Below are 18674 nucleotides of genomic sequence, written 5' to 3'. Positions count from 1 at the left end.
TAATCCCCCTCCATCGCTGATCGTTGATCCGTGCGATCCCGATCCGCGAGGGAGAGAGGGAGAGAGTCGTCATGTCGATCGGCCGCAGACAGCTCATGGCCGGTGGAGCCGGCATCGCCTTCACCGCCGCCACGGCAACCGCGTGCGGCTCGAACACCGGCCGCGGCGGCGAAGGTTCACGCGTCCGGCTGACGCAGTGGTACCACCAGTACGGCGAGGTGGGCACCCGGCAGGCCGTCGGCCGGTACGCGGCCGCCTACCCCGCCGCCGACGTCCACGTCGAGTGGCGGCCCGGCAATTACGACCAGCAGACGGCGGCCGCCCTGCTCACCGACTCCGGGCCCGACGTCTTCGAGACCACCGGGCCCACCCTGGACCAGATCCGGGGCGGCCAGGTCACCGACGTCACCGGCCTGATCGAGAACATCCGGGACGACTTCCTCCCCGCCGCCCTCGCGCCCCGCACCCACGACGGCCGGATCTGGGGCGTCCCCCAGGTCGTCGACACCCAACTGCTCTACTACCGCAAGAGCCTCCTCGCCGCCGCCGGCGTAAGCCCACCCCGCACCCTCGACGAACTGATCGACGCCGCCGCCCGGCTCACCGACCGGAAGACGAGGACCAAGGGCCTCTTCCTCGGCAACGACGGCGGCGCGGGCGTCCTAGCCGGCACCCCGCTGTACGCCGCCGGGCTGTCCCTCGTCACCCCGGACGGCGGGGTCGGCTTCGACGACCCGGCCGCCGCCCGCACCCTCGGCAAGCTCCACCGGCTGTACGCCGCCAAGTCGCTGCTGCTGGGCGCGCCCACCGACTGGTCCGATCCCTCCTCCTTCGTCCAGGGGCTCACCGCCATGCAGTGGTCCGGGCTGTGGGCGCTGCCGCGGATCAAGAAGGAGCTCGGCGACGACTTCGGGGTACTGCCCTTCCCGCCGGACGGCCCGGCCGGCAGACCCGCCGTGCCCGTCGGGGCGTACGCGGCCGCCGTGAACACCCGCAGCACCCACCGCGACGCGGCCAAGGCCTTCGCGAAGTGGCTGTGGGTGGAACGCACCGACCACCAGCTGGACTTCGCACTCTCCTATGGCTTCCACATCCCCGCCCGCGCCTCCCTCGCCGCGAAGGCGGACAGGCTCGCGTCCGGGCCGGCGGCCGAGGTGGTGCGGTTCACCAAGGACCACGGCTACGCGCAACCCCTGCTGTGGACGCCCGCGAGCCAGGTCGCCTACCAGGACGCGCTGCACCGGATCATCCAGGAGGGCGCCGACCCGGCCGCCCAGCTGAGGGCGGCGGTCCGCAGGACCGAGGCCGAGCTCACGCGCGTACGGAAGAAGGCCTGAGATGCGGCAGCGGAACAGCCGCGCGCTCTGGTTCTGGGTGTTCGTGGGCCCGTTCGCGGCCGGGCTCGCGCTCTTCACGTACGTACCGCTGCTGTGGAGCGTCCGGCTCAGCTTCTTCGACGCCCACAACACCGTCTCCCCCACCGACTTCGTGGGCCTGGACAACTACGCGACGGTGCTGGGCGACCCGGCCTTCCGCTCCTCGCTCGTGACCTTCGTGGTCTTCACCGCGTTCATCGTCCCCGCCACCTACGCGCTCTCGCTCGGCCTGGCCCTGGCCGTGAACCGGCTGCGCGTCGCCCAGGCGTTCTTCCGCTCGGTGTTCTTCCTGCCCACCGCCTGCTCGTACGTCGTGGCCGCGCTGGTGTGGAAGCTGTCGGTGTTCAACGGCGTCCGCTTCGGGCTGGCCAACACCGTCCTCGACTGGTTCGGCGCCGACCCCGTGGCCTGGCTGGCGACCCCCGACCCGCCCTGGTACTGGCTGGTCGTCGTCACCGTCCGGCTCTGGCTCCAGACCGGCTTCTACATGGTGCTGTTCCTGGCCGGGCTCCAGCGGATCCCGGTCCGGCTCTACGAGGCGGCCGCGCTCGACGGCGCCCGTCCCGGCTGGCAGACCTTCCGCCACATCACCTTCCCGGCGCTGCGGGCGACGTCCGTGGCCGTGGCCCTGCTGCTGGTGATCAACTCCTTCCAGGCGTTCGACGAGTTCTACAACCTGCTCTCCGACGCGCGCGGCTATCCGCCCTACGCCCGCCCGCCCCTGGTCCACCTCTACTACCTCGCCCTCGGCCAGGGTCAGGACCTGGGCCTGGGCAGCGCGGGAGCGGTGGTCCTGGCGCTGGTCATCGCCGTCGTCACGATCGTGCAGGCCCGCTGGGCGGGGCTGGGCCGCACGGAGGAGGCATAGCCGTGCACGACGCCCTCGTCCGCGCGGGGCGCGCCCTGCGCCTGGCGCTGCTGATCGCGCTCGCCGCGCTGTTCCTGCTGCCGTTCTATCTGCTGCTGCGGAACGGACTGGCCTCCGAGGCGGAGATCACCGCGCCCGGCTGGACGCTGTTCCCCCACGATCCGCGCTGGTCGAACGTGCGGGACCTGTTCACCGACCCTGACGTGCCGATGGCGCACTCCCTGCTGAACTCGGCACTGATCGCGGTGGCGACGACGGCCGGCACCCTGCTGCTCGCCTCCCTCGCGGGCTACGGACTGGCCCGGATCCCCTACCGGCACGCGAACGCCGTCTTCTACGCGATCCTGGGCACCCTGATGGTCCCGGCGGCGGTCACGTTCGTGCCCACGTTCGTGCTGGTGTCCTCGCTGGGGTGGGTCTCCTCGCTGCGCGGGCTGATCGTGCCGACGCTCTTCAGCGCCTTCGCGTGCTTCGTCTTCCGCCAGTACTTCCTGGGCTTCCCCCGGGAGCTGGAGGACGCCGCGCAGGTCGACGGGCTGGGCTACTGGCGCACGTACTGGCGCGTCGTCGTGCCCAACTCACGGCCGGTGTTCGCGGCGGTCGGCACCATCGTGTTCATCGGCGCCTGGAACTCCTTCCTGTGGCCGCTGGTCATCGGCCAGGGACGGAGCTCATGGACCGTCCAGGTGGCGCTGTCGACGTTCACCACGGCGCAGACCGTCACCGTTCACGAGTTGTTCGTGGCGGCCGCGGTCTCGATCCTGCCGCTGCTGCTGGTCTTCCTCTTCCTCCAGCGCTACATCGTGGCGGGAGTGGAACGGTCGGGGATCGACGACTGAGAGAGCGGCGACTGAGGCATCGACGACTGACCGGCCCGGGCGCGGCCCGGCCCGCGGTGGCCGCCGCGCAGCAGCGCGGCGCCGAGCGGGGTGAGGGTATGCATCACGGCGCTGCCGTGCCGCAGGGTCAGCACCAGCCCGGCCTCGCGCAGGACGCCCGCGTGCTGGCTGGCCGAGGCCGCCGACACGCCCACCCTGCGGGCCAGTTCGCTCGTCGTGCAGCCGCCGCCTATGGAGCCGAGCACCGCCGAGCGGGTGTGGCCGACCAGCTTGCCCAGCGAGCGCGGGGCCTCGGGGACGACGGGCGCAGTCTCCGACATCGTCCGGGCCGGGTAGACCAGCACGGGCGTGAGCTCGGTGTTCTGGAGCGTCACCGGGGTGCGGCGGCAGAAGAACGAGGGCAGCAGCACCAGACCGCGCCCGTTCAGGTACAGATCGCGGTCGACGGGGTAGTCGACCTCCAGCACGGGCGCCTGCCAGCGCATCGTCGGCGGCAGCGAGGACAGCAGCGCGTCCGCCCCACCGTCGAGCAGCGCCCGGCCGCGTACGGCGCGGTCCGCCTCGATCTGGGCCTGGATGTGTGCCCAGTACGGGGCTATGGCGGCCTGGTGGTACGCGTGGAGGGCGCCGATCAGCTTCCCGAACGCCCGGGAGTCCCCCTCGGCCAGCGATCGTATCCAAGCCGGCAGGGTGCGGACGGTGGAGAGCCGGCCGAGTTCGTCGTGCACCCGGTCGGCGGGGGTGGCCCGCAGCGCCTCCATGCCGGACTCGAGTCCGAGTAACCCTTCGGGCGGTGTGAGGAAGTCGGGGAAATATCCCCGGGGCGGAACCAGCGGCGCCAGCAGCCGCGTTTCACCATTCAACCGAGCACGGGTTTCCGAGCGCCAATCTCCGAAGATCGACTCGCCTTGTTTGTCCCGCAGCCGGTGCAGGCTCAATACGGTTTCCCAGAGCACGTCCGGGTCGCCGGCCAGGCGCAACCGGGCCAGATCGAGTCCAGTGAAATGGACACGCAGCACCAAACCCCCACATGAGACATCCGTCACCACCCCCCGCTCACTGAGTATGCACACCGATACGAGCTGTTACCACGCCCTTTTGGCCACAGTTGAAAGGACTCGCGGCGAACATCGCAGAAGCGAAATGCTATTCACGCACTCAGGGCCGCCCCGCTCGTTCCCGTGGGGGGTGGCGAGCGAAAAAGCGGCCGCTGAGTACGCGAGTTGCCGCCCGAGCCGATGCGGGCGGCAACAACTCCCGGTGGGGGAGTAAAGAGGGGCGGCGCTCCCGCACGGGCGCCGCCCCTTCGCCATGTCCCGCGCCCGTCCGGCCCGTTACGACGGGGTTACCGGCGCGCGGCCGCCCGCGAACGTACCGGACCACCCGGGGCAGACGTGCTGGAGGGGCAGCCCCCCGCACGGGTGCTGCCCCTCCGTCGGTCCGGAGCCGCTGAGGGTCTGAGGGTCGAGGTCATCCCAATAGCGGCTCCGGAGTTCACCGGAGCCGTCGAAGGTCCGAGGGTCGAGGTCATCCCAATGACGGCTCCGGAGTTCAATGGGCCGGCTCCGGCCGGCCGGCACTCAGCGGCTGTCGCTGCCGCCCTTGCCGTTCAGCGCCGCCGCGCGTCCGGCCTCAAGTCGCGCCACCGGCACCCGGAACGGGGAGCAGGAGACGTAGTCCAGGCCCACCTCGTGGAAGAAGTGCACCGACTCGGGGTCGCCGCCGTGCTCACCGCAGACGCCCAGCTTGAGGTCGGGGCGGGTGGCCCGGCCGGCCTCGACGGCGGAACGGACGAGGGAGCCCACGCCGTCCTTGTCGATGGTCTCGAAGGGGCTGACGCCGAAGATGCCCTTCTCCAGGTAGGCGGTGAAGAAGCTGGCCTCGACGTCGTCGCGGGAGAAGCCCCAGACGGTCTGGGTGAGGTCGTTGGTGCCGAAGGAGAAGAACTCGGCGGCCTCGGCGATCTGATCGGCCGTCAGCGCGGCGCGCGGCAGCTCGATCATCGTGCCCAGCGGCAGCTTGAGCCCGGTGCCGCTCGCGGCCTCGACCTCGGCGATGACGCGCTCGGCCTCCTCGCGGACGATCTCCAGCTCCTGGACGGTGCCCACCAGCGGGATCATGATCTCCGCGCGCGGGTCGCCCTTGGCGTTCTTGCGCTCGGCCGCGGCCTCGGCGATCGCCCGGACCTGCATGGCGAACAGGCCGGGGATGACCAGGCCGAGGCGGACGCCGCGCAGACCCAGCATGGGGTTCTGCTCGTGCAGCTTGTGCACGGCCTGGAGCAGGCGCAGGTCGTTCTCGTTGGCGTCCTCGCGGGCCTCGGCCAGCGCGACGCGCACCGACAGCTCGGTGATGTCGGGGAGGAACTCGTGCAGCGGCGGGTCGAGGAGGCGGACGGTGACGGGGAGACCGTCCATGGCCTCGAAGAGCTCCACGAAGTCGGCCTTCTGGAGCGGGAGAAGGGCACTGAGTGCCTCTTCACGCTCGGTGTCGGTGTCCGCCAGGATCAGCCGCTCGACCATCTCGCGCCGCTCGCCGAGGAACATGTGCTCGGTGCGGCACAGGCCGATGCCCTGGGCGCCGAAGCGACGGGCGCGCAGGGCGTCCTCGGCGTTGTCGGCGTTGGCGCGCACCCGCAGCCGGCGCATGCGGTCGGCGTAGGCCATCATCCGGTGCACGGCCTGGACCAGCTCGTCCGCGTCGTCGGCGCCCGCGTGCATGCGGCCCTCGAAGTACTCGACGACCGGGGACGGGACGACCGGGACCTCGCCCAGGTAGACCTTGCCGCTGGAGCCGTCGATGGAGACGACGTCGCCCTCCTGGACGACCACGCCGCCAGGGGCGGTCATCCGGCGCTGCTTGGTGTCGACCTCCAGCTCCTCGGCGCCGCAGACACAGGTCTTGCCCATGCCGCGCGCGACGACGGCGGCGTGCGAGGTCTTGCCGCCGCGCGAGGTCAGGATGCCCTCGGAGGCGATCATGCCGTCGAGGTCGTCGGGGTTGGTCTCGCGGCGGATCAGGATGACCTTCTCGCCGGAGCGGGACCACTTGACGGCGGTGTACGAGTCGAAGACGGCCCGGCCGACGGCGGCGCCCGGCGAGGCGGCGATGCCCCGGCCCAGCAGGTCGGTCTTCGCCTTCTCGTCGAAGCGCGGGAACATCAGCTGCGCGAGCTGGGCGCCGGTGACGCGCTGGAGCGCCTCGGCCTCGTCGATCAGGCCCTGGTCCACCAGCTGGGTGGCGATGCGGAAGGCGGCGCCCGCGGTGCGCTTGCCGACGCGGGTCTGAAGCATCCACAGCTTGCCGCGCTCGATGGTGAACTCGATGTCGCACAGGTCCTTGTAGTGCGTCTCCAGCGTCTCCATGATCTGCATCAGCTGGTCGTACGAGGCCTTGTCGAGCTGCTCGAGCTCGGCGAGCTGCATGGTGTTGCGGATGCCGGCGACGACGTCCTCGCCTTGGGCGTTCTGGAGGTAGTCGCCGTAGACGCCCTGGTGGCCGCTGGCGGGGTCGCGGGTGAAGGCGACGCCGGTGCCGGAGTCGGGGCCGAGGTTGCCGAAGACCATGGAGCAGATGTTGACGGCCGTGCCCAGGTCGCCGGGGATGCGCTCCTGGCGGCGGTAGAGCTTGGCGCGGTCGCCGTTCCAGGAGTCGAAGACCGCCCTTATGGCGAGGTCCATCTGCTCGCGGGGAGCCTGCGGGAAGTCGCGGCCGGTCTCCTTGGCGACGATGTCCTTGAACTGCGCGACCAGGGCCTTGAGGTCCGCCGCGGCGAGGTCGACGTCGGTGGTGACGCCCTTGGCCCGCTTGGCCTCCTCCAGCGCCTCCTCGAAGAGCTCGCCGTCGACGCCCAGCACGGTCTTGCCGAACATCTGGATGAGGCGGCGGTAGGAGTCCCAGGCGAAGCGCTCGTCCCCGGCCTGGGCCGCGAGACCGGCCACGGACTCGTCGGAGAGGCCGATGTTGAGGACCGTGTCCATCATGCCGGGCATGGAGAACTTGGCGCCCGAACGGACCGACACCAGCAGCGGGTCGTCGGCCTGGCCGAGCTTCTTGCCCATCCGCTCCTCAAGGGCCTCCAGGTGGGCGGTGACCTCGTCGCGCATGGACGGGGGCTCCTCGCCGCCCTCCAGGTAGACCTTGCAGGCCTCAGTGGTGATCGTGAATCCGGGCGGCACCGGCAGACCGAGGTTGGTCATCTCGGCGAGGTTGGCACCCTTCCCGCCGAGCAGGTCCTTGAGGTCCTTGTTGCCCTCGGTGAAGTCGTAGACGAACTTCTGGCGATCTTCGGATACCGGCACGGGAATCGACTCCTCACTGGGGCCTCCCGGACGCAGAGCGGGGAGGTCTTGCCCTGACGGCGGGGAGCGTACCCAGATCGAAGGCCGATTTGGAGGTCTACTCCGCCAACTTGGGGGCGTGACCACCCATCCGCCAGCAGATCGAAAGTCGAGCGCTCATCTGAGGTTTGACCCCACCTCTTTTAACCCTTGAAGGGAAGATGACCGAAAATCATCGTTCGATCACGCTTCGTCGACGATTCCCGCCATCTGGCGCCGAGTGCCATCAGGACTTGAAGCCAAAAGGGGTGGCACGCAGTGCCACCCCTTGGAAAGGTGCACCCCTGATTTCGCCGCTCATCTGAGCGTGTCACCTATCAGAGGTGGCGAGAATCACGCCGTATCCACCGGCCCGTCAGCCGCCGGAAGTGTCCAGTTCCGCTTCCGTACCCACGGTTGCGGCATCGAACGGGTCATCGAGCCACCCGTCCGGAAGCACCACTCGATCGCGCCCGGAGGTCCGTCCGCGCGGGCCGTCGGCACCGGCCGGCCAGGGCTGGTCCAGGTCCAGCCCGCTCAAAAGAGCGTCCAGTTCCTCCAGAGATGAGGCGATTGCCAGCTTCTTCCGGAGCTCCGAGCCGACCGAGAAGCCCTTCGTGTACCAGGCGACGTGCTTGCGGAAGTCGATGACCCCGCGCGCCTCGTCCTCCAGCCACTCCCCCAGCAGCGTCGCGTGGCGCACCATCACCCGCGCCACGTCGCGGAGCGTGGGCCGCGCGTACGAGGGCTCCCGGCCCTCCTCGCGCGCCTCGAAGGCCTCGACGAGGTCGCCGAAGAGCCAGGGGCGGCCCAGGCAGCCGCGGCCGACCACGACGCCGTCGCAGCCGGTCTCCCGCATCATCCGCACGGCGTCCTCGGCCGACCAGATGTCCCCGTTGCCCAGCACCGGGACCTCCGGCACGGCCTCCTTCAGGCGCGCGATGGCGTCCCAGTCGGCGGTGCCGCTGTAGTGCTGGGCGGCGGTGCGCCCGTGCAGGGCGATGGCGGTGACGCCCTCCTGGACGGCGATCCGGCCGGCGTCGAGGTAGGTGAGGTGGTCGTCGTCGATGCCCTTGCGCATCTTCATGGTCACCGGGAGCGCGCCGGCGTTGCCGACGGCCTCGCGGAGGATCGAGCGCAGCAGGTTCCGCTTGTAGGGCAGGGCGGAGCCGCCGCCCTTGCGGGTGACCTTGGGGACGGGGCAGCCGAAGTTCAGGTCGATGTGGTCGGCCAGGTCCTCGTCCACGATCATGCGGACGGCCTTGCCGACGGTCACCGGGTCGACGCCGTAGAGCTGGATCGAGCGGGGCTTCTCGGTCCCGTCGAAGTGGATCAGCCGCATCGTCTTGGCGTCGCGCTCCACGAGCGCGCGCGTGGTGATCATCTCGCTGACGAAGAGCCCCTTGCCACCCGAGAACTCACGGCACAGCGTGCGGAAAGGAGCGTTGGTGATCCCCGCCATGGGGGCCAGGACCACCGGCGGCTGCACGGAGTGCGGACCGATCTGGAGCGTCATGGGGGAGCTTCCTCGAAGTGGTGCGGACGTTCGGGCTGACCGTCCATTGTCCCTCATTCGGCGCAGACTCCCCGTGCCTCGGTGAGCGCCAGGGTGTGGAGCCGGTGCAGCGCGGCACGGGTGTCCTCGTCGGCGGGGGTGAAGGTGATCAGCCGGGTGCCGGGGTTGGGCCCGGTCCACAGGCTGGTGTGGTTCAGCCGCAGCAGGCCCACCCGGGGGTGCTGGAGGATCGCCGGCCGGTGGTCGTCGACCGGCATGATCTCGTGCCGCGCCCAGAGCTCCCGGAAGTCCGCCGAGGCCTCCAGCAGCCGTCTGAGCAGGCATTTCCAGGCGGGCTCAGCGATGTGCTCGGCCATGGCGGCACGGAATTTGGCGGCCATGGCCCGTCTGGCCTCCTCCCCGTTGAGCGCGGAGGCGCGCCAGACGGGGTCGGTGAAGTGCAGCCACAGGCAGTTGCGGTTCTCCGGCGGGAGGGCGTCCAGGTCGCCCATCAGACGGCCGTAGCTGCGGTTGTGGGCCAGGATGTCGTAGCGCGCGTTCTGCACACAGGCGGGCAGCGGCTCAAGGCCCTCCAGCACCTCGCGCAGTGCCGGGGTGATGCCGGCGCCGTCCGTGCCGGGCAGCGGGTCGACGGAGTTGGCCAGGGCGAACAGATGGCCGCGCTCGCCCCGGTCGAGCACCAGCGCCCGGGCGAGGGAGTCGAGCACCTGGCTGGAGACCTGGATGTCCCGGGCCTGCTCCAGCCACGTGTACCAGGTGACCCCCACGGCGGCGAGCTGGGCCACCTCCTCCCGGCGCAGGCCCGGCGTACGGCGGCGCGGACCGCGCGGCAGCCCCACCTGCTCGGGTGTGATGCGCTCCCTGCGGGAGCGCAGAAAGGCCGCCAGCTCCCGACGGCGTACGTCATCGGCCGTAGGAACGGTTACGGCGGAGCGCTCGAACATCATCGTCGTCATAACCCAAGGGTGCGGGCCCAGGCAGGCAGTTTCCAGGTAGTGCCGGTACCAGGATAAGAACACTCTGGTACCAGGCTCCGGGCACCGCCATCGTCGTATCCGTGAGTGAACCCCGCATAGCCCCCGTCCCCGTCCCGACGACTCCCGACTCCGCCTCCGCCTCCGTCCGTGTGCCCGCCTCCTCGCCCGCGCTGAGCCCGCTGGGGCTGGCGACCGTTCTCCTGGGGGCGGCGCTGCCGTTCCTGGACTTCTTCATCGTCAACGTCGCCCTGCCGACGATCGACCACGACCTGGACGCCGGTCCGGCGCTGCTGGAGATGGTGGTGGGCGGCTACGGCGTCGCCTACGCGGTTCTGCTCGTGCTCGGCGGACGGCTGGGCGACATGGTGGGCCGGCGCCGGCTGTTCCTGTGGGGCACGGCCGCCTTCGGTGTGACCTCCGTGGCGTGCGGCCTGGCCCCGGACGCCTGGACGCTGGTGGCGGCGCGGATCGCGCAGGGCGCGTCGGCGGCGCTGATGCTCCCGCAGGTGCTGGCGACCATCCAGGCCACGACGCGGGGCGCGGAGCGCACCCGGGCGCTGAGCCTGTACAGCGGCACGGCCGGTGTGGTGAGCGCGGTCGGGCAGGTGCTCGGTGGCGTGCTGGTGTCGGTCGATCTGCTGGGCACCGGCTGGCGGTCGATCTTCCTGATCAACGCGCCGATCGCGGCGGTGACGCTGCTGCTCGCGGTCCGTTCGGTGCCGGAGACCCGCTCGGACAACCCGACGCGGGTGGACGGCCGGGGCACGCTCCTGCTGTCGCTGACGCTGGTGTCGCTGCTGGTGCCGCTGACGGAGGGCCGCTCGACGGGCTGGCCGCTGTGGTCGTGGCTGCTGCTGGCGACGTTCCCGGTCGCGGCGGTGGCGTTCGTGCTCGTGGAGCGGCGCGAGGAGCGCGCGGGGCGGACCCCGCTGGTGCCGCCCTCGCTGCTGCGGGTGCCCTCGGTGCGCGACGGCCTGGCGGTGATCGTCCCCTTCTCCATCGGCTGGGGCGGCTTCATGTTCGTCCTCGCGGTGGCGCTCCAGGAGGGGCTGCGGCTGGGCCCGATGGCGGCCGGGGCGGCGCTGGTGCCGATGTGCGCGACCTTCCTGATCGGCTCGCTGGCGGGTCCCCGGCTGGCCTCGCGGTTCGGGCGCCGGCTGGTGACCGCGGGGGCGCTCGTCCAGGGGCTGGGGCTGATCACGGTGGGCGCGACGTTCTGGTTCGGCTGGGACGGCCTGGGCGCGCTGGGGCTGGCGCCGGGGCTGGCCGTCCAGGGGCTGGGCCAGGGCCTGCTGATGCCGATCACGATGCGGCTGGTGCTCAGCGAGGTGCCGGTGGCGCAGGCGGGGGTCGGCGGCGGGGTGCTGGTCACCACCCAGCAGGCGTTCATGGCGCTGGGCGTGGCCACGATGGGCTCGCTGTTCCTGTCGCTGGCGCCGGGCGCGGGGATGCGGGAGGGACTGGGGATCACGCTGGGGGTGCAGCTGGTGCTGGTGGTCGTCACGGTGGGGCTGAGCCTGCGGCTGCCGCGCTCGGTGGCGTGAGGGCCTGAGGACTCAGGAGCGGAGCAAGCATGGACTGACAGATATTGAAATCTGTCAGTCCATGTGTCACTGTGGTTGGCGTACCCGCTCCACCTCCTCCCCCTCCTCCTCCCCTCCGAAGGAGTCCCCGTGCTGCACCGCACTCTCGGCACCACCGGCCCCCAGGCCTCGGCCCTCGGCCTCGGCTGCATGGGCATGTCCGCCCTCTACGGCGACGCCGACCGCGCCGAATCGATCGCCACCATCCACGCCGCCCTCGACGCGGGCGTCACCCTGCTCGACACCGGTGACTTCTACGGCATGGGTCACAACGAGATGCTCATCGGCGAGGCCCTCCGCTCGGCCCCCGCGGCGCACCGCGAGAAGGCCCTGACCAGCGTGAAGTTCGGCGCCCTGCGCGACCCGGACGGCGGCTGGTCCGGCTACGACGGCCGCCCCGCCGCCGTGAAGAGCTTCGCCGCCTACTCGCTCCAGCGACTGGGCGTCGACCACATCGACGTCTACCGGATCGCCCGCGTCGACCCGGACGTCCCGATCGAGGAGACCGTCGGCGCCATCGCCGAGCTGGTCGAGGCCGGCCACGTCCGCCACATCGGCCTCTCCGAGGCCGGCGCGGACACCATCCGCCGGGCCGCCTCCGTCGCCCCGATCTCCGACCTCCAGATCGAGTACTCGCTGCTCTCGCGCGGCATCGAGGAGCGCATCCTGCCCACCTGCCGCGAGCTGGGCATCGGCGTCACCGCTTACGGCGTGCTCTCGCGCGGCCTGATCAGCGGCCACTTCGGCCGTGACCGGCAGCTCGCCGCCAATGACTTCCGCGGCATGAGCCCGCGCTTCCAGGGCGAGAACCTCCAGCGCAACCTCGACCTCGCCGACGCGCTGCGCAAGGTCGCCGAGGACCGGGGCGCGACGGTCGCGCAGACCGCCATCGCCTGGGTCCTCTCGCGCGGCGAGGACATCGTCCCCCTGGTCGGCGCCCGCCGCCGCGACCGCCTCCAGGAGGCCCTGGGCGCGCTGGACCTCACCCTGGACGCGGACGACCTCGCGGCCATCGAAGCGGCGATCCCCGCCGGGTCCGCCTCCGGCGCCCGCTACCCCGACTCCCAGATGACCCACCTGGACAGCGAGCGCTGAGGCATTGGCCTGGTTGTGGGCAGGCGTTCCGCAGGGCTGGGGGCACCTCCCAGCGGTAGCTGGGGGAGGGTGGGCACAACCACCACCGGCCCGCACCCGGGTACGGTCGTCGTACAAACCAAGCGCGCCCGTACCACCGTCCCCCGAAGGGAAGCCGCCCCCTCATGCCCCCCGAACCGCTGACTTCCGACCGCGTCCTCGAAGCCACCGAGGACGTGCTGCGCCGCTACGGCCCCGCCAAGGCCACCGTGGTCGACGTGGCCCGCGCGCTGGGGGTCAGCCACGGCAGCGTCTACCGCCACTTCGGCAGCAAGGCCGCCCTGCGGGAGGCCGTCACCGATCGCTGGCTCGACCAGTCGCACGCCGAGCTGTCGGCGCTGGCCGACGCGGAGGGCCCGGCCGAGACCCGGCTGCGCGACTGGCTGGCCGCGCTCTTCGCGGCCAAGCGCCGCAAGGCGGGCGACGACCCGGAGCTGTTCGCCACGTACATGGTCCTCGCAGGCGAGAACAGCAGCACCGTGGAGCGCCACATCGCGACGATGATCGAACAGCTCGCCCGGATCATCGACGGCGGTGTCGGCCAGGGCGAGTTCAGGCCCGTCGAGCCCACGACGGCCGCCCGCGCCGTCTGGGACGCGAGCAACCGCTTCCACGACCCCGCGTACGCGGCGGAGTGGTCGCGGCCCGGCATCGAGCCCGCCTTCGAGGCGGTCTGCGACCTGGTCCTACGCGGCCTCCACGCATAAGGGGGCGGGGGTCACCCCACCCCGAGAAACCGCAGAACGGCGAGGACCCGCCGATGGTCGGCATCGGCCTTCGGCAGGTCCAGCTTCGCCAGGATGCTGTTGATGTGCTTGGCCACGGCGCTCTCGCTGACGACCAGCCGCTCGGCGATGCCCGCGTTGGAACGGCCCTCGGCCATGGAGGCGAGCACCTCCCGCTCGCGCGCCGTCAGCCGGTCCAGCGGATCGCTGTGACGTCGCGTCAGCAGCTGGGAGACCACCTGCGGGTCGAGCGCCGTGCCGCCCGCGGCCACGCGCCGCAGCGCCTCGATGAACTCCTCGACGTCGGCGACCCGTTGCTTGAGGAGATAGCCGAATCCCGCGGTGTCGCCGATCAGCAGCTCGGTGGCGTAGCGCTCCTCGACGTACTGGGAGAGGAGCAGCACCGCCGTGTCCGGCCACCGCTCGCGCAGTACGAGTGCCGCTCGTACGCCCTCGTCCGTGAAGCCGGGCGGCATCCGTACGTCGAGGACGACGAGGTCCGGCCGGTGCAGCTCGACGGCGGCGAGCGCCGACTCCGCGTCGCCGGCTTCCGCGACCACTTCGAATCCGGCCGCCTCCAGGACCTTCACCAGGCCCACTCGGAGCAGGACGGAATCCTCGGCGATCACAGCGCGCACGGCAGCTCCACGGTCACGACGGTCGGGCCCCCGACGGGGCTGCTGAAGGAGAACGTGCCGTCGACCGACGCGACGCGTTTGGCCAGCCCGGCCAGCCCGGTACCGCCCGAGGGGTCGGCACCGCCCACGCCGTCGTCGGAGACGACGACGAGCAGTATGCCCCCGAAGCGTTCGACGGTGACATCCACCCTCGACGCCTGCGCGTGCTTGACGACGTTGGCGAGCGCCTCGGACACCACGAAGTAGGCGACGGCCTCGACCGCCTGGGCGGGCCGGGAGGCGAGGTCCACCTTCACCCGCACGGGCAGTGGCGCCCGTTCGGCGAGCCCGGACAGCGCGGCGTCCAGCCCGCGGTCCTCCAGGACGGCGGGGTGCAGTCCGCGCACGAGGTCCTGGAGCTCGGCGATGGCCTCCTTGGCCTCGCGGTGGGCGGCGTCGATGACCTTGCGGGCATCGTCGGGCAGATCGGGCATCGTCACCTTGGCCAGGCCCAGGTTGACGGCCAGGGACACCAGCCGCTGCTGGGCACCGTCGTGGAGGTCCCGTTCGATGCGCCGGCGCTCGGCGTCGGCGGCGTCCACGACACCGGCGCGGGCCTCGGTGACCTCCTCCACCCGGCGTTCCAGCTGCTCGGCCCGGCTGGGCCCGAGGCGCGTGAGCGCCGCCCGGGTGTCGACGCGGGCGAGCGCGCCGGACAGCCACGCGGATCCGTAGAGCCCTGCGATGCCGACGGCGGTGAGGTAGCCGCCCTGCGTCGCGTAGCCCGTCGGCCGGTACTCCGGGGGCACGACCCACACCCACACGTAGATGGTGGCTGCCACGAAGGAGGCCGCCCACAGCAGCAGGACGCACACCCCGCCCGCGGCGATCAGCGGCCCCATCACCAGGTGGTACCGCACCTGCCGCCAGGCCGACTCCGAGCGCAGCCACCGCAGCACGCCGCCGGCGGCCGCCGGTGCGGGGATCTCCACCCCGAGCCGCGTCCGGAACCGTCTCCGCTGGGCGACGCTCAGCACCGGCGAGGCCGCCCCGACCACCGCGAGCATCCCCAGCACCGCCGCCACACAGCTCAACGCCCGCGTCGGCCCCCCGTTCAGCCACGGCACGGAGAGCGTGAAGAGCGAGCCGACCTGGATCAGCGCCCCGACAGTGAGAAAGGCGGCGGAACGGGCCGCACCCTCGAAGGGCCGGAGAAGCTGCTGGAGCGGGCGGGGAATTCTCATGCGTCAAACGGTATGCGCGCAGGTCAGAGGGGTCGATGGCGGTGCTGCCCGGACCGGGGGTGAAGACAGTGCCACCCCGGGCGGGCCCTGGCGGGGGCGGGCGCGGGCGCGGGGGTGGCGATCGCGGGGCGGATGGGCTGGGGAGGGCTGGACCCGGGGTGATTGTCAGTGGGGGTGGCTACGGTGCGTGGTGCCACGCTTACTTGAGCAAGGAGGCGCATCATGGCAGTCATGGTTGAGACGCCACTGCCCCAGACCATAAGCCCCGCCCGAGACCCTTACGGGTTCGAGGAACTGTGCCACGTCCTGGAGATCGTCGACCAGAACCTCCCGGATGGCTTTCGATCGGAGATCATCAGGGGGAGAATCGTCGTGTCGCCGTGGTCCAAGGCCAAATACCGGTCCATTCTGGTCAGCTTGACGCGCCAGTTGGGGCCACACGTGCCCGAGGGCCACATCGCCGATAGGTGTCCGTTGCTCTTCAGGTTCCAGGGCCACAGCAGAAGCTACGGCCCCGACGTCCACGTGTCGGACGAAGAGCTGACGAAAGACGTCGACAGCATCCACACGCCCGGTGAGTCGCTCTCCCTGGTGGGTGAGCTGACGTCCGCTTCGACGGCCGACTTCGACCGTCGGGACAAGGTCGAGATCTACGGCAAGGCAGGGGTACCGGTGTACGTCCTGGTTGACATCCTCAACTCGGCGGTGAGCGTCTACTCGTCCCCCTCCGAGGGCGGATATGGGCGGTGCACTGAAGTCAAGTTCGGCGACAAGGTCCACATCCCTGCCCCCTTCGACTTCGAACTCGACACCTCGAACTGGAAGGCCTGACCCAGAGGGCCTGACCCAGACCGAAGGCCCCGGCCCCCGCACCACGCGGGGAACCGGGGCCTCGGCCGGAGAATCCGGACGTCAGCAGCCGATCAGGCGGCTGGCCAGGTAGCCCTCGATCTGGTCGAGAGACACCCGCTCCTGCTTCATCGTGTCGCGCTCGCGCACCGTCACCGCGTTGTCCTCGAGCGTGTCGAAGTCGACCGTGACGCAGAACGGCGTACCGATCTCGTCCTGGCGACGGTAGCGGCGGCCGATGGCGCCCGCGTCGTCGAACTCGATGTTCCAGTTCTTGCGGAGGTCCGCCGCGAGGCCCTTGGCCTTCGGGGACAGCTCCGGGTTGCGGGAGAGCGGCAGGACCGCGACCTTCACCGGGGACAGGCGCGGGTCGAGGCGCAGCACGGTGCGCTTCTCCAGCTTGCCCTTGGCGTTGGGGGCCTCGTCCTCGATGTAGGCGTCGAGGAGGAAGGCGAGCATCGTGCGGCCGACACCGGCGGCGGGCTCGATGACGTAGGGGGTCCAGCGCTCGCCGGCCTCCTGGTCGAAGAACGACAGGTCCTGGCCGGACGCCTTGGCGTGGGCGCCGAGGTCGTAGTCGGTGCGGTTGGCGACGCCCTCGAGCTCGCCCCACTCGTTGCCACCGAACTGGAAGCGGTACTCGATGTCAGCGGTGCGCTTGGAGTAGTGGGAGAGCTTCTCCTTCGCGTGCTCGTACCACCGCATGTTCTCCTCGCGCAGGCCGAGACCGGTGTACCAGTTCCAGCGCTGCTCCATCCAGTATTCCTGCCACTGCTCGTCCTCGCCCGGCTTGACGAAGAACTCCATCTCCATCTGCTCGAACTCGCGAGTGCGGAAGATGAAGTTGCCCGGCGTGATCTCGTTGCGGAAGGACTTGCCCATCTGGGCGATGCCGAACGGGGGCTTCTTCCGGGAGGTCTGCTGGACCTGGGCGAAGTTGGTGAAGATGCCCTGGGCGGTCTCGGGGCGCAGGTAGGCGACCGAGCCGGAGTCCTGGGTCGGGCCGAGGTGGGTGGAGAGCAGGCCGGAGAACTGCTTGGGCTCGGTGAACTGGCCCTTGTTGCCGCAGTTCGGGCAGTTGATGTCCGCCAGGCCGTTCTCGGGCAGCTTGCCGTGCTTGGCCTCGTAGGCCTCTTCCAGGTGGTCGGCACGGTAGCGCTTGTGGCAGGAGGTGCACTCGGTCAGCGGGTCGCTGAAGGTCGCGACGTGGCCGGAGGCGACCCAGACCTCGGAGGCCAGGATCACCGACGAGTCGATACCCACGACGTCCTCGCGCGAGGTGACCATGTAGCGCCACCACTGGCGCTTGATGTTCTCCTTGAGCTCCACGCCGAGCGGACCGTAGTCCCAGGCGGCGCGCTGGCCGCCGTAGATCTCACTGCACGGATAGACAAAGCCACGGCGCTTGCTCAGGCTGACGATGGTGTCGATCTTGTCGGCGGCCACGGTGCTCTCTTCATTGCGACGACGAACAGCGAATGGTTCAGGTTACCGGCGCTCCACCCCCTCTCATCAAATCGGCTATGGCCTTGGCTTGACCCAATCCTCCACAACCGGACGAGCCGGGCTGCTGTTGACAATCGTTTCCACTTTTGTTGAAAATGAGTGTCATGAACGTACGTCCGATCCGCCCCGTTCGCTCCCGCCGCCGAATAACCGGCCCCGCCGTCGCCATCGCCGCGACGCTCGGCCTGGTCTCCCTCTCCGCTTGCTCGGCCATGAGCTCCGACGGCCGGACCCCGGATGGAAAGTTGCAGGTCACAGCGTCGTTCTACCCCCTGGAATTCCTGGCGAAGGAGATCGGCGGAGACCATGTGAAGGTCACCGGCCTGACCAAGCCCGGTGTCGAACCGCACGATCTCGAGCTCACTCCCAAGCAGACCGGCTCGCTGGCCGACGCGGGCGCGATCGTCTACCTCAAGGGCCTCCAGCCCGCCGTGGACACGGCGATCAAGCAGTCCGGAAACAAGCACGTCGCCGACGCGGCCTCCCTCACCGCCCTGGAGAAGCACGGCAGCGAGGTCGACGGCCACCACCACACCACCGGCGACAACCACTCGGACCCCTCCGGCTCCGGTGACGGGCACGACCACGAGGACGGCGGCGCCGACCCCCACATCTGGCTGGACCCGGTGAAGTACGCCGAGGTCGCCAAGGGCGTCGCCAAGACCCTCGGCGAGGCGGACCCGGACCACAAGGCGGACTATGAGAAGAACGCCGCCGCGCTCGCGACGAAGCTGGACGCGCTGAACAAGAAGTTCGCCGAGGGCCTGAAGAACCGCGCCTCGGACACCTTCATCACCACCCACGCCGCCTTCGGCTACCTCGCCGAGCGCTACGGGCTGACCGAGGAGGCGATCAGCGGCGTGGACCCGGAGTCCGAGCCCAGCGCCGCCCGGATGAAGGACCTCCACAAGCTCGCCGAGGACCACCACGTCAGCACGGTCTTCTTCGAGACGCTCGCCAACCCCGCCACGGCGAAGACCCTGGCGAAGGACCTGAACCTGAAGACCGACGTGCTCGACCCGCTGGAAGGCATCACGGACAAGTCCAGGGGCCACGACTACTTCGAGGTCATGGAGTCCAACCTCGCCGCCCTGAAGAAGGCGCTCGGCACCAAGTGAGCA

15 protein-coding genes are annotated in these 18674 nt (G+C 70.5%); 8 read left to right on the top strand and 7 right to left on the bottom strand.

Features of this window, described 5'->3' with window-relative positions:
* Positions 1 to 71 precede the first annotated feature (71 nt).
* The 3 genes from AB0E98_RS00375 to AB0E98_RS00365 are packed head-to-tail and all read left to right on the top strand — an operon-like array spanning position 72 to position 3083.
* Positions 72 to 1337 (top strand): sugar ABC transporter substrate-binding protein, encoded by a 1266-nt coding sequence (locus AB0E98_RS00375; protein WP_361696963.1) that lies wholly within the window; start codon positions 72 to 74, stop codon positions 1335 to 1337.
* A 1-nt stretch (position 1338) separates the two neighbouring features.
* Positions 1339 to 2244 (top strand): sugar ABC transporter permease, encoded by a 906-nt coding sequence (locus AB0E98_RS00370; protein WP_361696961.1) that lies wholly within the window; start codon positions 1339 to 1341, stop codon positions 2242 to 2244.
* Positions 2245 to 2246: 2 nt separating this feature from the next.
* Positions 2247 to 3083, top strand: a complete 837-nt coding sequence (locus AB0E98_RS00365; RefSeq protein WP_361696959.1) for a carbohydrate ABC transporter permease — start codon at positions 2247 to 2249, stop codon at positions 3081 to 3083.
* Here the strand turns inward: AB0E98_RS00365 and AB0E98_RS00360 are convergent.
* From AB0E98_RS00360 to AB0E98_RS00345, 4 genes are all read right to left on the bottom strand, one after another.
* On the bottom strand, positions 3041 to 4102 hold the full coding sequence (locus AB0E98_RS00360; protein ID WP_361696957.1) for a helix-turn-helix domain-containing protein: 1062 nt from the start codon (positions 4100 to 4102) through the stop codon (positions 3041 to 3043). The genes AB0E98_RS00365 and AB0E98_RS00360 overlap by 43 nt on opposite strands.
* Before the next feature lie 561 nt (positions 4103 to 4663).
* Positions 4664 to 7384 (bottom strand): pyruvate, phosphate dikinase, encoded by a 2721-nt coding sequence (ppdK, locus tag AB0E98_RS00355; RefSeq protein WP_361696955.1) that lies wholly within the window; start codon positions 7382 to 7384, stop codon positions 4664 to 4666.
* A gap of 394 nt (positions 7385 to 7778) precedes the next feature.
* Positions 7779 to 8918, bottom strand: coding sequence for a tRNA dihydrouridine synthase DusB (gene dusB / locus AB0E98_RS00350; protein WP_361696953.1), 1140 nt, complete (start codon positions 8916 to 8918; stop codon positions 7779 to 7781).
* A 53-nt stretch (positions 8919 to 8971) separates the two neighbouring features.
* Complete coding sequence (locus AB0E98_RS00345; protein ID WP_361696951.1) at positions 8972 to 9874, bottom strand: helix-turn-helix transcriptional regulator; 903 nt, start codon at positions 9872 to 9874, stop codon at positions 8972 to 8974.
* 101 nt (positions 9875 to 9975) lie between these two features.
* On the opposite strand from AB0E98_RS00345, the gene AB0E98_RS00340 reads away from it, so the two are divergent.
* From AB0E98_RS00340 to AB0E98_RS00330, 3 genes are all read left to right on the top strand, one after another.
* Positions 9976 to 11439, top strand: a complete 1464-nt coding sequence (locus AB0E98_RS00340) for an MFS transporter (RefSeq protein ID WP_361696949.1) — start codon at positions 9976 to 9978, stop codon at positions 11437 to 11439.
* Positions 11440 to 11568: 129 nt separating this feature from the next.
* On the top strand, positions 11569 to 12573 hold the full coding sequence (locus AB0E98_RS00335) for an aldo/keto reductase (protein WP_361696948.1): 1005 nt from the start codon (positions 11569 to 11571) through the stop codon (positions 12571 to 12573).
* A gap of 164 nt (positions 12574 to 12737) precedes the next feature.
* Entirely contained in the window at positions 12738 to 13319 is a 582-nt protein-coding gene (locus tag AB0E98_RS00330; protein ID WP_361696946.1) for a TetR family transcriptional regulator, read from the top strand.
* A gap of 11 nt (positions 13320 to 13330) precedes the next feature.
* On the opposite strand, the gene AB0E98_RS00325 is transcribed toward AB0E98_RS00330, so the two are convergent.
* Both AB0E98_RS00325 and AB0E98_RS00320 read right to left on the bottom strand, forming a co-directional pair.
* Positions 13331 to 13975: a response regulator transcription factor gene (locus AB0E98_RS00325; protein ID WP_361696944.1), complete on the bottom strand. Its 645-nt coding sequence runs from the start codon at positions 13973 to 13975 to the stop codon at positions 13331 to 13333.
* Positions 13963 to 15198, bottom strand: a complete 1236-nt coding sequence (locus AB0E98_RS00320; RefSeq protein ID WP_361696942.1) for a sensor histidine kinase — start codon at positions 15196 to 15198, stop codon at positions 13963 to 13965. The genes AB0E98_RS00325 and AB0E98_RS00320 overlap by 13 nt, the downstream gene beginning before the upstream one ends.
* Positions 15199 to 15420: 222 nt before the next feature.
* Between AB0E98_RS00320 and AB0E98_RS00315 the strand changes: the two genes are divergently transcribed.
* Entirely contained in the window at positions 15421 to 16029 is a 609-nt protein-coding gene (locus AB0E98_RS00315) for a Uma2 family endonuclease (RefSeq protein ID WP_361696940.1), read from the top strand.
* Positions 16030 to 16110: 81 nt separating this feature from the next.
* Here the strand turns inward: AB0E98_RS00315 and AB0E98_RS00310 are convergent, their stop codons facing one another.
* Positions 16111 to 17493 (bottom strand): glycine--tRNA ligase, encoded by a 1383-nt coding sequence (locus AB0E98_RS00310; RefSeq protein WP_311613102.1) that lies wholly within the window; start codon positions 17491 to 17493, stop codon positions 16111 to 16113.
* 164 nt (positions 17494 to 17657) lie between these two features.
* Between AB0E98_RS00310 and AB0E98_RS00305 the strand changes: the two genes are divergently transcribed.
* On the top strand, positions 17658 to 18671 hold the full coding sequence (locus AB0E98_RS00305) for a metal ABC transporter substrate-binding protein (RefSeq protein WP_361696937.1): 1014 nt from the start codon (positions 17658 to 17660) through the stop codon (positions 18669 to 18671).
* Positions 18672 to 18674 lie beyond the last annotated feature (3 nt).

The sequence above is a fragment of the Streptomyces sp. NPDC037389 genome (genome assembly GCF_040636475.1).
Classification (GTDB): Bacteria; Actinomycetota; Actinomycetes; order Streptomycetales; family Streptomycetaceae; genus Streptomyces; species Streptomyces hesseae.
This window is presented reverse-complemented; position numbering and strand designations above follow the sequence as displayed.

What these genes read in the sequence shown, in the direction of transcription:
- AB0E98_RS00375 (WP_361696963.1), top strand. Translation starts at nt 72, where the DNA reads ATGTCGATCGGCCGCAGACAGCTCATGGCCGGTGGAGCCGGCATCGCC.
- AB0E98_RS00370 (WP_361696961.1), top strand. Translation starts at nt 1,339, where the DNA reads ATGCGGCAGCGGAACAGCCGCGCGCTCTGGTTCTGGGTGTTCGTGGGC.
- dusB (WP_361696953.1), bottom strand. Translation starts at nt 8,918, where the DNA reads ATGACGCTCCAGATCGGTCCGCACTCCGTGCAGCCGCCGGTGGTCCTG.
- AB0E98_RS00345 (WP_361696951.1), bottom strand. Translation starts at nt 9,874, where the DNA reads ATGACGACGATGATGTTCGAGCGCTCCGCCGTAACCGTTCCTACGGCC.
- AB0E98_RS00330 (WP_361696946.1), top strand. Translation starts at nt 12,738, where the DNA reads ATGCCCCCCGAACCGCTGACTTCCGACCGCGTCCTCGAAGCCACCGAG.
- AB0E98_RS00320 (WP_361696942.1), bottom strand. Translation starts at nt 15,198, where the DNA reads ATGAGAATTCCCCGCCCGCTCCAGCAGCTTCTCCGGCCCTTCGAGGGT.
- AB0E98_RS00315 (WP_361696940.1), top strand. Translation starts at nt 15,421, where the DNA reads ATGGCAGTCATGGTTGAGACGCCACTGCCCCAGACCATAAGCCCCGCC.
- AB0E98_RS00305 (WP_361696937.1), top strand. Translation starts at nt 17,658, where the DNA reads ATGAACGTACGTCCGATCCGCCCCGTTCGCTCCCGCCGCCGAATAACC.